14 protein-coding genes are annotated in these 12,733 nt (G+C 64.9%); 5 read left to right on the top strand and 9 right to left on the bottom strand.

Annotated elements, in window-relative coordinates; all coding sequences use genetic code 11:
* Positions 1 to 252: 252 nt before the first annotated feature.
* From ABQZ09_RS15025 to ABQZ09_RS15015, 3 genes are all read right to left on the bottom strand, one after another.
* Positions 253 to 1,158, bottom strand: a complete 906-nt coding sequence (locus ABQZ09_RS15025; RefSeq protein ID WP_349777266.1) for a D-2-hydroxyacid dehydrogenase family protein — start codon at positions 1,156 to 1,158, stop codon at positions 253 to 255.
* Positions 1,158 to 1,478, bottom strand: a complete 321-nt coding sequence (locus ABQZ09_RS15020; protein WP_047697057.1) for a DUF1820 family protein — start codon at positions 1,476 to 1,478, stop codon at positions 1,158 to 1,160. The genes ABQZ09_RS15025 and ABQZ09_RS15020 overlap by 1 nt, the downstream gene beginning before the upstream one ends.
* A gap of 97 nt (positions 1,479 to 1,575) precedes the next feature.
* Entirely contained in the window at positions 1,576 to 2,268 is a 693-nt protein-coding gene (locus tag ABQZ09_RS15015) for a rhomboid family intramembrane serine protease (RefSeq protein ID WP_039411667.1), read from the bottom strand.
* 217 nt (positions 2,269 to 2,485) lie between these two features.
* Between ABQZ09_RS15015 and ABQZ09_RS15010 the strand changes: the two genes are divergently transcribed.
* Together ABQZ09_RS15010 and ABQZ09_RS15005 are read left to right on the top strand one after the other, a co-directional pair.
* Positions 2,486 to 3,826, top strand: coding sequence for an outer membrane protein transport protein (locus ABQZ09_RS15010; RefSeq protein ID WP_184553840.1), 1,341 nt, complete (start codon positions 2,486 to 2,488; stop codon positions 3,824 to 3,826).
* Positions 3,827 to 4,019: 193 nt separating this feature from the next.
* Positions 4,020 to 4,721 carry a 2OG-Fe(II) oxygenase gene (locus tag ABQZ09_RS15005; protein ID WP_039411715.1) on the top strand — a complete coding sequence of 234 codons (702 nt, stop codon included), beginning with the start codon at positions 4,020 to 4,022 and terminating at the stop codon, positions 4,719 to 4,721.
* A 97-nt stretch (positions 4,722 to 4,818) separates the two neighbouring features.
* On the opposite strand, the gene ABQZ09_RS15000 is transcribed toward ABQZ09_RS15005, so the two are convergent.
* Positions 4,819 to 5,913, bottom strand: coding sequence for a PA0069 family radical SAM protein (locus tag ABQZ09_RS15000; protein WP_039564133.1), 1,095 nt, complete (start codon positions 5,911 to 5,913; stop codon positions 4,819 to 4,821).
* A 136-nt stretch (positions 5,914 to 6,049) separates the two neighbouring features.
* Between ABQZ09_RS15000 and cls the strand changes: the two genes are divergently transcribed.
* The 3 genes from cls (at position 6,050) to ABQZ09_RS14985 (ending at position 8,629) form a co-directional block, all read left to right on the top strand.
* The gene (gene cls / locus ABQZ09_RS14995; RefSeq protein WP_349777265.1) at positions 6,050 to 7,510 is read left to right on the top strand and encodes a cardiolipin synthase; all 1,461 of its coding nucleotides are present in this window, start codon (positions 6,050 to 6,052) and stop codon (positions 7,508 to 7,510) included.
* A 71-nt stretch (positions 7,511 to 7,581) separates the two neighbouring features.
* Positions 7,582 to 7,851 (top strand): hypothetical protein, encoded by a 270-nt coding sequence (locus tag ABQZ09_RS14990; protein WP_039411678.1) that lies wholly within the window; start codon positions 7,582 to 7,584, stop codon positions 7,849 to 7,851.
* A gap of 10 nt (positions 7,852 to 7,861) precedes the next feature.
* Positions 7,862 to 8,629 (top strand): pyridoxine 5'-phosphate synthase, encoded by a 768-nt coding sequence (locus ABQZ09_RS14985; protein ID WP_349777264.1) that lies wholly within the window; start codon positions 7,862 to 7,864, stop codon positions 8,627 to 8,629.
* Positions 8,630 to 8,800: 171 nt separating this feature from the next.
* On the opposite strand, the gene ABQZ09_RS14980 is transcribed toward ABQZ09_RS14985, so the two are convergent.
* From ABQZ09_RS14980 to ABQZ09_RS14960, 5 genes are all read right to left on the bottom strand, one after another.
* Positions 8,801 to 9,214 carry an ExbD/TolR family protein gene (locus ABQZ09_RS14980; protein ID WP_039411682.1) on the bottom strand — a complete coding sequence of 138 codons (414 nt, stop codon included), beginning with the start codon at positions 9,212 to 9,214 and terminating at the stop codon, positions 8,801 to 8,803.
* A gap of 3 nt (positions 9,215 to 9,217) precedes the next feature.
* Complete coding sequence (locus ABQZ09_RS14975; RefSeq protein ID WP_005912447.1) at positions 9,218 to 9,640, bottom strand: ExbD/TolR family protein; 423 nt, start codon at positions 9,638 to 9,640, stop codon at positions 9,218 to 9,220.
* A gap of 46 nt (positions 9,641 to 9,686) precedes the next feature.
* Positions 9,687 to 10,448, bottom strand: a complete 762-nt coding sequence (exbB, locus tag ABQZ09_RS14970) for a TonB-system energizer ExbB (RefSeq protein WP_005912445.1) — start codon at positions 10,446 to 10,448, stop codon at positions 9,687 to 9,689.
* A gap of 85 nt (positions 10,449 to 10,533) precedes the next feature.
* A complete protein-coding gene (locus ABQZ09_RS14965) occupies positions 10,534 to 11,205 on the bottom strand; it encodes an energy transducer TonB (RefSeq protein WP_039518127.1) in 672 nt (223 codons plus the stop codon).
* A gap of 153 nt (positions 11,206 to 11,358) precedes the next feature.
* Positions 11,359 to 12,555 carry a tetratricopeptide repeat protein gene (locus tag ABQZ09_RS14960; RefSeq protein ID WP_047695582.1) on the bottom strand — a complete coding sequence of 399 codons (1,197 nt, stop codon included), beginning with the start codon at positions 12,553 to 12,555 and terminating at the stop codon, positions 11,359 to 11,361.
* Positions 12,556 to 12,733: the final 178 nt, after the last annotated feature.

Raw genomic sequence — 12,733 nt, 5'->3', positions numbered from 1 at the left:
AACCGCAATGCACGCGTGTTCGTGCCTCGTCACCTGCCCGGACATGCACGCAACTTGCGATCACTCCGGTTCGTAGCGTGCGCAATGGTGCGCGGATGACCAGCGGCATGGGTAAGGCGCCGCCTCAACGTCATGCGCGCTCAACGTCCACGTAGACCTGCCGCGCTGTCTGCGCCGCCCGATCTCATCGGACTGTGGCATCGGACCGGTGTCATCGGCTGACGTGAGCCCACTCGCCACGCATGAACCGCATCAGCGCGCGATGGCCAGCGCGTCCGGATTGACCAGGTTGCGCGGCGTGCCGGCCGCAAACGCCAGCACGTTGTCGAATGCCGCTTCGAAATACAGCGCGTAGCTGTCGCGTTCCACATAGCCCAGGTGCGGGGTGGCCAGTACCCGCGGATGTCGCAGCAGCGCATCGCGCGGATCGAGCACCGGCTCGCGCTCGAACACATCCACCGCCGCCTGCCCGGGCCGGCCAGCATCCAGCGCGGCCAGCAGGGCGCCGGGGGCGATCAGTTCGGCGCGGCTGGTGTTGACCAGCAGCACATCGCTACGTTCAAACAATTCCTGGCGGCTGCCCGCAATCGCAAAGCCGTCGCGCACAGCCTGCGCGCAGGACGCATCGCCGCCCCACACCAGTACCTGCATGCCGAATGCGCGTCCGAACCCGGCCACGCGTTGGCCGATGCGTCCGTAACTCCAGAGACCGAGGGTGCGGCCGTGCAGCACACGGCCCAAGCCAGGGTCGCCCAGCGCCTGCCAGCGGCCCTGATGCAGGGCACGCTGGTACTTGCCCAAACGGCGGCTGGCCGCAAGGATCAAGGCCCAGGTCAGCTCGGCCGGCGCCACCGGTGAGCCGACACCTTCGGCTACCGCGACGCCAGACTGCGTGCATGCAGCCACATCCACGTGCGCGCCCACGCGCCCGGTCTGGCTGATCAGCTTTAGCCGCGGCAGGCGCCGCAGCAGCGCCGCATCCATGCCGGTGCGCTCGCGGATCAGCACCAGCGCATCGGCGTCGGCCAGCTGCTCGGCGCGCTCGTCGGGATCGGTGGCCAGCGCCCCCAACACCTGCACATCATGGCCCTGCATCCGCTGCAGGCAGGGCAGTCGGCACACGGCGCCCTGATAGTCGTCGGGCACCAGGATGCGCATCAGCGCGGTTTACCCGGCAGTGGGAACGGAGTGACCACCTTGTCGCCGGTGGCCGCGTCGCGGATCACCGACTGGCCCTTCTTCTCCACTTCTTCGATCCGCACGATGCTCTGCATCGGCAGGTGCAGCGTCTTGGTGTTGCCGAACTCTTCGCGCAGGCGTTCTTCGGTGGGGTCCACCACCAGCCCATCGTGCACGTCGAACACCAGCTCGCCGATCTGGTTGAAGCCCCACAGATGGCTGCCGGTGACCTCACGCGCGTAGAGCTCGTACACCTTGCCGTGATTGAGGAAGGTGACTTTGTACAGGGGCTTGGACATGCGCCCGATTATAGGCGCGCCATTGCAGTGCATGCAGCGCCAGGTGGTCGGCAACCGTGCGCTGAGCGCGCCGACACGCACGTGGGGGCGCGTTGCGCTAGAACCCGTGGCGCTTGCGCAGGCGGCGCGCGATTGCCGCACGCACGTACAGCCCGTAGACGATGCCGAACACGAAGCCGGCGATGTGTGCCGACCACGCCACCATGCCGAAGGCCGGGCCGATGTAGGCAAACACCACCTGCAGCAGCGCCCACGCCCCGATTAACAGCGGTGCCGGCACGCGGATGAATTCCAGGAACACGCCCAGCGGCAGCACCACGCCGAGCTTGGCGCCGGGAAACAGCGCCAGATAGGTGCCGATCAGCGCCGACACTGCGCCGGAGGCGCCGATGATCACCCGGTCCGGCGTGCCGATCGCAAAGATCGCCGCCAGGTTGGACGCGGCCCCGCCGAGCAGGAACAGCAGCAGCAATCGCCACGGCCCCAGGATGCGCTCGGCCGGCAGCCCGAAGATCAACAGGAACACCAGGTTGCCGAGCAGATGCGACCAATCCGCATGCAGGAACAGCGCCGTGAACAGCCGCAGCACGCTGCCGTCGCGCAGGGTCGCCCACCAGTCGCCCAGGTTGGAGACGCCACTGGACAATGCGCCCCAGTCCAGCCACAGCGTATTGCGCGCCTCGCCGGGGCGGCTGATCGACCACAGATAGGCCAGCCATACCGCGGCGAACAGCAAAGGCACCGCCCAGCGTGGGGTGGGTTTCTTGCGGGAGGGGAGGGAGACGAACATCGGAGACGCACAATAGCCGGTCCATCGTCCTGAACCCAGCCCTAACCCACCGGCGCGTTCAGCGTGCCGGTCGTTATTGTTCGGTTAATCGTCGTGGGTATACTGCGTACGGCGTCGTATGTCGGGGGGGGTCTCCGGCGCGCTCCAGGCACTGGATTGGTGCTGGGCGCGGGCGCTGAACCGACCATTGCAGTCCTTATCCGGAGAGCTACAACTTATGTCTACCGCTTCCACTCTTAGCCGCGCCACCCTGCTGGCCGTTGGGATTGCCGGTGTGCTGGCCGTTGGCCAGGCGCACGGCGCCGCATTTCAGCTGAAGGAAAACAGCGCCAAGGGCCTGGGCCGCGCCTTTGCAGGCTCGGGCAGCGCCGCGGACGATGCTTCGATCATCGTCAACAACCCGGCCGGCATGCGCCAGCTCGATGGCCGCCTGTTCCAGGCCGACGTCAGCGCCATCCAGTTCTCGGCCAAGTTCCAGCCCGACACCGCGACCTACGCCAACGGCGCCCCGGTGTCCGGCGGCAACGGCGGCGATGCCGGCATGATCGCGCCGGTCCCGGCGATGTACTTCCACGTGCCGTTCGGCGAGAACGACAACATGCACCTGGGCACTTCGCTTACCGTGCCGTTCGGCTTCAAGACCGACTACGACCGTGACTGGGTCGGCCGCTACCACGGCACCAAGACCGAGCTGCAGGCAATCGACTTCAACGTGGCGTTCTCCTACGACGTGAACCCGTACGTGTCCTTCGGTGCGTCGGTGTTCGCCGAGCGCCTGGATATCGAACTGGGCAACGCAGTGGATGCCGGCTCGATCCTGGCGCGTTCGCGCGTTCCGGGCTTTGCACCGGGCAACGCCGACGGCTCGCTGAAGATGAAGGGCCACAGCACCGAAGTGGGCTTCACCCTCGGTGGCCTGTTCAGCATCGACGAGAACACCCACCTCGGTTTCAGCTACCGCTCGCAGGTAGAGCACAAGATCACCGGCGCGGATGTCGACTTCACCATTCCGCCGAATGCGTCGGCCGTGTTCGCACGTGCCGCCCCAGGCACCTTCATCGACACCAGTGGCCGCGCCACCGTCAAGCTGCCGGCCAGCGCCACCGCCAGCTTCACGCACAACGTGAATGAGCAGTGGTCGATCATGGCCGACGTCACCCGCACCGCCTGGAGCAAGTTCGACCAGGTGACGCTGGACTTCGCCTCCAACCAGCCCAACACCGTGCTGGACTTCTCGTACCGCGACACCACCTTCGCCTCGATCGGTGCCGATTACCGCATGAGCGAGACGCTGACCCTGCGTGGCGGCGTAGCGTTCGACCAGACCCCGACCACTGCCGAACACCGCGACGTGCGCGTGCCCGACAACAGCCGCAAGTGGCTGTCGGTGGGTCTGAGCTGGCGTCCGTCGCAGCAGGCCGAGTACAACTTCGGCTACACCCACCTGTTCGTCAGCGACCCGAGCAGCGACACGGTCAGCGCCACCGGCGACCGTCTGGCCGGTACCTATGATGTGCAGGGCAACATCCTGGCTGCATCGGTCAACTACAAGTTCTGATCGTCGCAACCCGCGTTGGATGCTGAAAACCCCGCTTCGGCGGGGTTTTTTTTGTCGCGATGCGCGCGCATACGCGGCGTCAGGCCGTGCGCCGGTGTCATTCGTCCACGAATACAAAGCGACACACGTAGCGGCAGCGCAGGGGGGACAGGCGAGCTGTGCAGGGGTGCTGCAGATTGCTATGGTCGTGCGCATGAGCCAACCCGACTTCATCCAGGTCACCGACAACGCCGTTTCGCGCGCCGATTGCGCGGCCATCGTGCACCGCATGCGCGACAGCCAGCAGCTGCATCCCGGGCGCATCGGTGGCGGTGTGTTTCCAGACCTCAAGCACAGCCGCGACCTGCGCATCAGCGGCATCGCCGAATGGGCAGACGTCGAAGCGCGCCTTCAACAGGCGGTCTTCGACGGGGTGCTGAGCTATCTGCGGCACTATCCACAGGCCTTGATCTCGCCGTTGATGCTGCAGGTCACCACCGCCGACGGCACCCCGCATCGATTGGTGGCCGAAGACATCGCGCAAATGAGCGACCAGGCGCTGGGCGATCTGGCACGCACCTGCCTGCGTCCGGGCGCGATCAATCTGCAGTGGTATGCCGCCGATCAGGGCGGCTACCCGTACTGGCATTGCGAGCTGTATCCACGCGATGCCAGTGCCGACACATTGCATCGGCACCTGCTGTGGACGCTGTACCTTAACGACGAATTCGAGCAGGGCGAAACCGAATTCCTGTTCCAGCAACGCAAGGCGCGCCCGCGCACCGGCAGCCTGTTGATCGCTCCCACTGCCTTCACCCATACCCACCGTGGCAACCGCCCGGTCGGCGGCGACAAGTTCATCGCCACCAGCTGGATCCTGTTCCAGTCGGCAGGGGCCTTGTACGGCGGGGAATAGGGAATCGGGAGTAGGGAATCGCAACGGCAACAGCAATTCGCAGCAGCGCGGCTCTTGCTGTTCCGATTCTCGATTCCCCAATCCCGATTCCCCGCCCCTAGAACAGACTGCCTTGCGGCGATTGCGGCACCGGCTTGGCCGGTGGAGCGGGGCGGCGGAAGGCGCTGCAGTCCAGCGCCGGCATCTCACGCGTATCGAAACCGGCGCGACGGTGGGCCAGCGCAAAACGGCGCGCCAGCAGGTCCGCATACACGCCTTGCCCACGCAGGCGGGTACCGAAGCTGCTGTCGTAGTCCTTGCCGCCGCGCAGCTGCTGGATGGTGCTCATCACGTGCGCCGCGCGCTGCGGGTGATGGGTCTGCAGCCAATCGCGAAACAACGGCGCCACTTCGTGTGGCAGCCGCAGCAGCACATAGCCGGCACTGCTGGCGCCGGCCTCGGCGGCGGCCTGCAGAATCGCTTCCAGCTCATGATCGTTGATCCACGGGATCACCGGCGCTGCCATCACCCCCACCGGCACGCCCGCCTCGTGCAAGGTGCGCATCGCACGCAGACGTGCATGCGGCGCGGACGCACGCGGTTCGAGCTTGGCCGACAGATGCGGGTCCAGCGTGGTCACCGAGAAATGCACGTTGACCAGGTTCTCGCGCGCCAACGGGGCCAGCAGGTCCAGGTCGCGGGTGACCAAGGCGTTCTTGGTGATCAGCGTGAACGGATGCCGCGTCTCCCACAGCACCTCGATCAACCGGCGCGTCAACGCGCGTTTGCGCTCGATCGGCTGGTACGCATCGGTGTTGATGCCCAGCGCGATCGGGCTGGGCACATAACTCGGTCGCGACAACTCGCGCCGCAGCAGATCCGGCGCATTGGTCTTGGCGAACAGCCTGGTCTCGAAGTCCAGCCCGGGCGACAGGTTGAGGTACGCGTGCGAGGGTCGCGCAAAGCAGTAACTGCAGCCGTGCTCGCACCCCCGATACGGATTGACCGATTGCGAGAACCCGATGTCCGGCGACTGGTTGCGGCTGATGATGCTGCGCGCGGTTTCCTCGGTGACCTGCGTGCGCAACACGCCGGCAGCGAACTCTTCGCTGTCGTCCACGTGCCAACCGTCGTCCACGGCCTGCGGTGTGGTGACCTCGAACCGTCCGGGCAGGTGGCCGGTCGCACCGCGGCCCTTGATTGCGCTTGCCATCGCGCCATCGTAGGGCGGTCGTGTCTCATCCGCCGCGACCGGGCGTTCAACACGATGAAGCTTTCAGACCGCTGCCCGCACGGTGCATTGGCGCCGCGGTCAGCGCAGCGCCGCGTACGCCCCGTAGAATCCGCACATGCTCGCACTGGTCCAGGGCGCGTGGGATTGGCTGGCCACCATTCCCCACCTCGAAGCGCTCCTCCTCGCCGCCTACGTGCTCTACCTGCTGTGGATCGCCGGCTGGATCGTGCTGCAAAAGCGTGAGCCGGTGGCCACGCTGAGCTGGGTATTGTCGCTGGCTGCGCTGCCGTACCTGGGGCTGCTGATCTATTACTGGCTCGGCCCGCAGAAGGTGAAGCGGCAGCGCCTGCGTCGCGGCCGCTCGCGCTCGGGCATGGAAAGCTACAGCAGCGTCTGCCCGCCGGATGCCGACTGCACCGAGCTGGCCAAGATCGCCCAGTCCACCACCGGGCTTGCGCCAAGCAGCGCCACCGAAGTGCACTGGCTGGTGGATGGCGCGGCAACCTATGCCGCCATCATCGAGGCGATCCGCAGCGCCCGCGACCACATCCACCTGGAGTACTACATCTTCCAGCCCGACCACAGCGGCACCGCGATCTGCGCTGCGCTGATGGAGCGTGCACGCGCCGGGGTCAAGGTCCGCCTGCTGCTGGATGCGATCGGCTCGTCGGCCATGACGCGCCGGGCGCTGCGCAGCCTGCGCGAGGCCGGCGTGGAAACCGCCTGGTTCCATCCCTCGCAATTTCTCAAGCCGTTCAAACGGCCGTGGCTGAATCTGCGCACCCATCGCAAGGTGATCGTCATCGATGGCCGGGTCGGTTTTACCGGCGGCATCAATGTCACCGACGAAGAGAACGAGCAGGTGCGCGGCGATGCCTATCGCGACCTGCATGTGCGGCTGCAGGGCCACGTGGTGCGCAGCCTGCAACTGGTGTTTCTGGAAGACTGGCTCTATGCCACCCGGCAGGGGCGCGCCGCCTTCCAGGGCCAGCAGCTATGGCCGGAGGACATGCCCACGCGCGCCCAGGGCACGGTCGATGCACAGGTGCTGGTGTCCGGCCCGGATTCCTCCTGGGAATCCATCCACCGGCTGATGGTCGCCGCCATCCACGAGGCCAGGCATCGGGTCTGGCTGGTGACGCCTTACTTCGTTCCGGGCGAAGCCGCGCGCATGGCGCTGACCTCGGCTGCGCTGGGCGGTCTGGATGTGCGCCTGCTGGTGCCGCGGGTCAGCGACTCACGCCTGGTGACCTATGCGGCGCGCTCGTATTTCGATGAGCTGCTCGAAGCCGGCGTGCGCATCTACGAGTACGGCCCGCGCATGCTGCATACCAAGGCACTGCTGGCCGACGACGATGTCAGCATCGTCGGCAGCGCCAATTTCGACAGCCGCAGCTTCCGCCTCAACTTCGAACTGTCGATGCTGTTCCGCGACCAGGCAGTGGCCGCCGAGCTGGCCGGCCTGATCGGCACCGACCTGCAACACGCCCAGGAGGTGCGCTTTGCGCGCCATCGCCCGCTGATGCGTTCGCGCCTGCCCGAAGCCTTTGCGCGGCTGCTGTCGCCACTGCTCTGAAGCGCCCCCGGCTCACGTGGAACCGAACCGGGCGCAGCGCTACACTGCCGCCACTTATCGGGGAGCTCGTCATGCACTGGCTGTTTCTGCTTATGGCACTAGGTGCGCTGGTGCTGGCGTTCAGTACGCCGCACGTGTGGTTGCTGGTGGTGTCGCTGTTGGTGGCACTGGTGCTGCTGCTGTTGTGGACACGTGGCTGGTTCGCCTCGCGCATGGACGACACCCAGCGTGACACCAGCAGCATGATCGACCCGGCCGAACTGCGCCGGCTGCGCGAGGTGGCCGAGGCCCGCAAGGCCGCGGCACTGGCCGCCGCCCGCGATGGCGAGCCGCAGGCCTGAGCGCACGACCGTGACCACCCAGCTCAGCGTCAACGTCAACAAGATCGCGGTGCTGCGCAATTCGCGCGGCGGCACCGACCCGGACGTGGTGCAGGCGGCCCGCACCTGCCTGGGGGCCGGCGCACACGGCATTACCGTGCATCCACGGCCGGATCAACGCCACATCCGCTCCGACGATGTCCTGGCGTTGAGCGCACTCACGCGCGCGCACGGCGTGGAATTCAATATCGAAGGCAACCCGTTCGCCCCTCCGCGCGCCGGCTATCCGGGGCTGCTGGAGCTGTGCCGTGCCACGCGGCCGCAACAGGTCACGCTGGTGCCCGATGGCGACGGGCAGCTGACCTCCGACCATGGCTTCGATTTCGCGCAGGACACTACCCAACTTGCCGCATTGATCGCCGCGTTCAAGGATCTCGGTAGCCGCGTCAGCCTGTTCGTCGACGCGGGTAACCCGGACATCGCACGCGCCGCCATGCTTGGTGCAGACCGCATCGAGTTGTATACCGGCCCGTACGCGTCCGCGCATGCGGCCGGGCAGGCGGACCCAGCACTCGCACTGTTCGCCGGTGCCGCGCAGCGCGCCAGCGCCGCCGGGCTGGGCATCAATGCCGGGCATGACCTGTCGCAAGCCAACCTTGGCGATTTTCTCGCCGCTGTCCCGGGCGTGCTGGAAGTGTCCATCGGCCACGCTCTGATCAGCGAAGCGCTGTATCAAGGATTGGATGCGACCGTGCGCGCCTACGTCGGGCTCCTGGAAACCGCGCGCGCTAGCGCCTGAGTTTTGCCGGGTGATGCCGGCATTCGATCATCGCCCGGATCGATCAGTGGGCAATCTGCCGGATGGGCGGCAAGCACGTCGGGTCACGCAGCAGGCATAAAAAAAACGCCACCGTTTCCGGTGGCGTTGCAGTCGCGTCATGACTGTTGTGTTGCGGTCTTGCAGATGCGTTTACTGCTGCATGAAGCCGATTTTCTTCATCTGCGAGTTCTTCGCAGCGGCCAGCACCTTCGCCATCACCTCGTACTCCGCATCCTGATTTGCATCGATGCGCAGTTCGGGCTGATTGGTCGGATCGGCCTGTACCACTTCTTCCATCTTCTGCTGCAGCTGATCCACCGGCGTCGGGCTGTTGTTCCAGAACACCTGGTTGCTGGCGTCGATACGCAGCTCGATCGGCGGCGGCGGTTCGGTCGTCTGCGGTGGCGGGTTCAGAACCCGCTGCGGCAGATCCACGGCGATCGGATACGTCATGATCGGCGCGGTCACGATGAAGATGATCAACAGCACCAGCATCACGTCTACCAGGGGCGTGACGTTGATGTCGGCCATCGGCCCACGGCTTCCACCAGTACTAAATGCCATGGCTTACTGCCCCTTCACTTTGGTTGCAACGAAACCGACGTCCAGCATGCCCTGACCCTGCGCGATCTTGGTGATCTCGTTGATCGTACGCATCTTGGTCGTGCGGTCGCCGCGCAGGTTGAGCGGCGGTTGCGGGGTCTGCTGTGCGGCGGTGGACAGGCGCGACTCCAGGGCTTCCTTGGAGATCGGCTCGTCGTTCCAGTACAGCGACCCGTCTTCCTTGACGGCCAGGGTGATCGGCGCGGCGCGTTTCTCCGCATCTTCCTTCTGGATCAAGTTGGCCTCTGGCAGCTCCACCTTGACCTTGTGGGACATCAGCGGTGCCGTAATGATGAAGATGATCAGCAGCACCAACATCACGTCCACGAGGGGCGTCACATTGATGTCGGCCATCGGGCCGCCGCTGTTTCCACTACTGAAGGCCATAACGGGCTCCGTCTAAATCGTTGCGAAGGCGTTCTTTACAACCGGATTAGCGAACGCGCGAACCGGTGGCGAAGAAGTCGTGCAGGTCATGGGCAAAGGTGTCGAACTTGGCGATCACCGAGCTGTTGACCTTGGAGAAGAAGTTGAACGCGAACACGGCCGGGATGGCGACGAACAGACCGATCGCGGTCATGATCAGCGCTTCACCCACCGGGCCGGCAACGGCGTCGATGGAGGCCGAACCGGTTGCACCGATCTTGATCAGCGCGCCGTAGATGCCCCACACGGTACCGAGCAGACCGACGAACGGCGCGGTCGCACCGACGGTGGCCAGCAAGGTCATGCCCGACTGCAGCTTGGTGCTTTCGCGGGTCACGGCCTGACGCAGGGCGCGGTCGACGAACTCCGAACGGCTCAGGCTCTCGCCCAGGCCACCGGTGCTGCCTTCGGCGCGCTGGTGGTGAGCAGCAGCCTGGGCTGCGTCCAGTGCGATCTTCGAGAACGGCTCGGAAGCCGGCTGTTCTTCCATCGCACGGATGGCGTCCTGTGCATTCGGGGCATCCCAGAACGCGGTGGTGACGCGGTCAGCCGCGCTCTTCAGGCGGGTGGCGCGGAAGATGTTGATGACAGTCCAGTACCAGGAAGCGGCGGACATGGCGATCAGGGTGATCAACACGACCCACGACACGGCGAAGTCGCCGGGGCTGGAGGTCATTTCGGTGATCAAGTGCTCGAAGCCCATCTGCGACAGAGCGGCCGACGGATTGGAGCCCCCTGCAGCGGCGGCGATAAAGAATTCCTGCAGCATGACGCTTACCTTTGTTGTGTGTGGTGATGAAGGGTGGAGCGAAAGGAAGACAGGATCCTGGGCCGGCCGTGACCGGCCCGTGGGATCAGTTCAGAGCAAAGTTGACCGGGACGCGGACACGTCCGGCGGCTTTCTGCCCGTTGACAGTGGAGGCGTTGAACTTCCACTTGCGTGCTGCGTCCATCGCGGCACGGTCAAGGTCGCGGTTGCGGCTGGACTTTTCGACCGACACGTTGGTCACGTTGCCGCTGGCATCCACATCCACGATCAGGATGACCTCACCTTGGACACCGGCACGAAAAGCAGCCGGCGGGTACTTCGGCGGGTTCATGTTCTTGGACGAGATATCGACACTGGCGCCGATGTCACTCGGCGGTTGCGGCGGAGCCGGCGGGCTCGGCGGCGTGACGATATCGCTCGGACGCGGTTCGGGAACGTCGACCACCGGGGCTTCCGGCGGCGGCGGAACCGGTGACGGCTTCGGCGGCGACAGATTCTTGACCGGCGGTGGCGGCTTGTCTTCCGGCGGCGGCGGCGGCGGCGGCGGCGGGGGAGGAGGCGGTGCATCCACCAGGGTGACCATGGTGGTGCGCTCCTTCTCTGCCGGAGCCTTCGGCGCCACTGCAGGGATCAGCAACATCATCAGTGCAGTGAGGTGCAGGGCAATTACAAAAGCAATACCGATAATGCGGGCCCAGCTCAGACCCTGGTTCCCGGCATCATAGTCATGCCTGTGGATAACGAGTTGTTCCGTCATGCGCCAATGGCTCTTTCAGTGGGGGCCCGGATCACTGTGATGATCCCCAGGTTTTCGGACGGCTTTGACACCGCAGGAACTCCCAAGCTTATACCAATCCCGAGTCCTGTAACCACTAAAAACACAGGGATTTCGGGGGTTTATTTTCTTTTTTTACTTCAGGTTGATGATCTTCTTCGCGTCTTCTGGTTTTTTAACGCCCTTGGCGATCGCCTGCTGTGCGGCCTGCTTGGCCTCCGGGATGCGACCTTCCGAATGCAGCACCTTGGCCAGATTCAGATAGGTCTCGCCATCCTTGGAAAGCGGTGCGGCCTTCTGCCAGTTCTCGATCGCCTTCGGCACGTCCTCGCTGTAGTAATAGGACTGGGCCAGCGCAAGGTATGTCTGATAATCAGGTTTGAGGATGCCTTTTTGCATACCTTCATTGATCACCGCGATGACGTCTTTTTCCTTGTTCTCGGTGTTGGCGTAGATCGAATACAACTGCTTGTATTCCTTCTCTTCGGTCAACTGCCCGGAAGCGCGCAGCTTGTCCATCACGCCTGCGGCCTTGTCCATCTGGTCGGCCTGCATGTACATGCTGGCCAGATTGAGCTGGGCCTTCTTGTCGTTGGGCGTCTTGGCTGCAAGCGCCTCGGCGGCGGCGACGGCTTCGCCGGTCTGGCCGGCCTCGGCGTAGGACGCCATCAGCAGCTGGTTCCACGTGTCCTTCGGCTCGGGCGAGGCGGCAATGGCCTGCTTGAGCACCGGAATCGCTTCCTTGTAGCGCTCTGCCTGGTACAGCGCCTGGCCCTTGAGGATCAGGTCTTCCGGACGCTGCGACTTGCTCTCGTCCAGATACTTGTCCAGCGTCGCCAGGCCTTCGGCCTGCTGGTCGTCCTGCATCTGCAGCTGCGCCAGCATCAGCATCGACTGGAACTGGCCGTTATTGTCCAGCGCGTTCAGGCCGATTGCCTGCTGCAGGTAGGTCTTGGCAGCCGCGGTGTCGTCCAGGTTGTAGGCGGCCTGCGCGGCGAGCTGCGCAGCCAGCGCCTTGTCGGCCTCGTTGGCGGCGCTGTTGGCCAGGATCTCGTCGGCCTGGGTGCGCACGCCCGGATAGTCTTCGCCCTTGTTGAAGGTTTCGATCAGCTTCTGCAGCTTGCTGCTCAACTTGGACGAAGGCTTGATGGTCGGTGCCTGACGGGTCGACTGGGGGTACAGCTCTTCGGCCTTGCCGTTGCCCTTGGACTTACGCGCGGCACGCTCGGACGAGCGGTCCGACTGCGCGACCGCATCGGTGACGACAGCCCCGCCCAGGGACGCTGCGATGAACAGGGACAACAGGGCTTGCTTGCGGTTGAGCAGTTTCATGTTTCACCTCGGACGAGCCGCCGTTGGGCGGTGCGAAAAGCGGAATGGACGCTGTACGAAAAATCTGAGCCGGCAAACTTAGCAGAAAGTCTCAGTTCCCGAAAACGGTTTCCATGTTGTGGTGCGGCAATAGGGAGTTACGAGAAAAGGTCTTAGCACTGCTAACAGCAAGCGACCG

This window comes from Xanthomonas sp. WHRI 6106 (genome assembly GCF_040202405.1).
GTDB lineage: Bacteria > Pseudomonadota > Gammaproteobacteria > Xanthomonadales > Xanthomonadaceae > Xanthomonas > Xanthomonas cannabis.
Note: the sequence above shows the minus strand (reverse complement) of the source record. Positions and strands in the feature narration are given on the sequence as shown.

What these genes read in the sequence shown, in the direction of transcription:
- ABQZ09_RS14990 (WP_039411678.1), top strand. Translation starts at nt 7,582, where the DNA reads ATGCACTGGCTGTTTCTGCTTATGGCACTAGGTGCGCTGGTGCTGGCG.
- ABQZ09_RS14960 (WP_047695582.1), bottom strand. Translation starts at nt 12,555, where the DNA reads ATGAAACTGCTCAACCGCAAGCAAGCCCTGTTGTCCCTGTTCATCGCA.
- ABQZ09_RS15000 (WP_039564133.1), bottom strand. Translation starts at nt 5,913, where the DNA reads ATGGCAAGCGCAATCAAGGGCCGCGGTGCGACCGGCCACCTGCCCGGA.
- ABQZ09_RS15010 (WP_184553840.1), top strand. Translation starts at nt 2,486, where the DNA reads ATGTCTACCGCTTCCACTCTTAGCCGCGCCACCCTGCTGGCCGTTGGG.
- ABQZ09_RS14965 (WP_039518127.1), bottom strand. Translation starts at nt 11,205, where the DNA reads ATGACGGAACAACTCGTTATCCACAGGCATGACTATGATGCCGGGAAC.
- ABQZ09_RS15025 (WP_349777266.1), bottom strand. Translation starts at nt 1,158, where the DNA reads ATGCGCATCCTGGTGCCCGACGACTATCAGGGCGCCGTGTGCCGACTG.
- ABQZ09_RS15005 (WP_039411715.1), top strand. Translation starts at nt 4,020, where the DNA reads ATGAGCCAACCCGACTTCATCCAGGTCACCGACAACGCCGTTTCGCGC.
- ABQZ09_RS14980 (WP_039411682.1), bottom strand. Translation starts at nt 9,214, where the DNA reads ATGGCATTTAGTACTGGTGGAAGCCGTGGGCCGATGGCCGACATCAAC.
- ABQZ09_RS15015 (WP_039411667.1), bottom strand. Translation starts at nt 2,268, where the DNA reads ATGTTCGTCTCCCTCCCCTCCCGCAAGAAACCCACCCCACGCTGGGCG.
- ABQZ09_RS15020 (WP_047697057.1), bottom strand. Translation starts at nt 1,478, where the DNA reads ATGTCCAAGCCCCTGTACAAAGTCACCTTCCTCAATCACGGCAAGGTG.
- exbB (WP_005912445.1), bottom strand. Translation starts at nt 10,448, where the DNA reads ATGCTGCAGGAATTCTTTATCGCCGCCGCTGCAGGGGGCTCCAATCCG.
- ABQZ09_RS14975 (WP_005912447.1), bottom strand. Translation starts at nt 9,640, where the DNA reads ATGGCCTTCAGTAGTGGAAACAGCGGCGGCCCGATGGCCGACATCAAT.
- cls (WP_349777265.1), top strand. Translation starts at nt 6,050, where the DNA reads ATGCTCGCACTGGTCCAGGGCGCGTGGGATTGGCTGGCCACCATTCCC.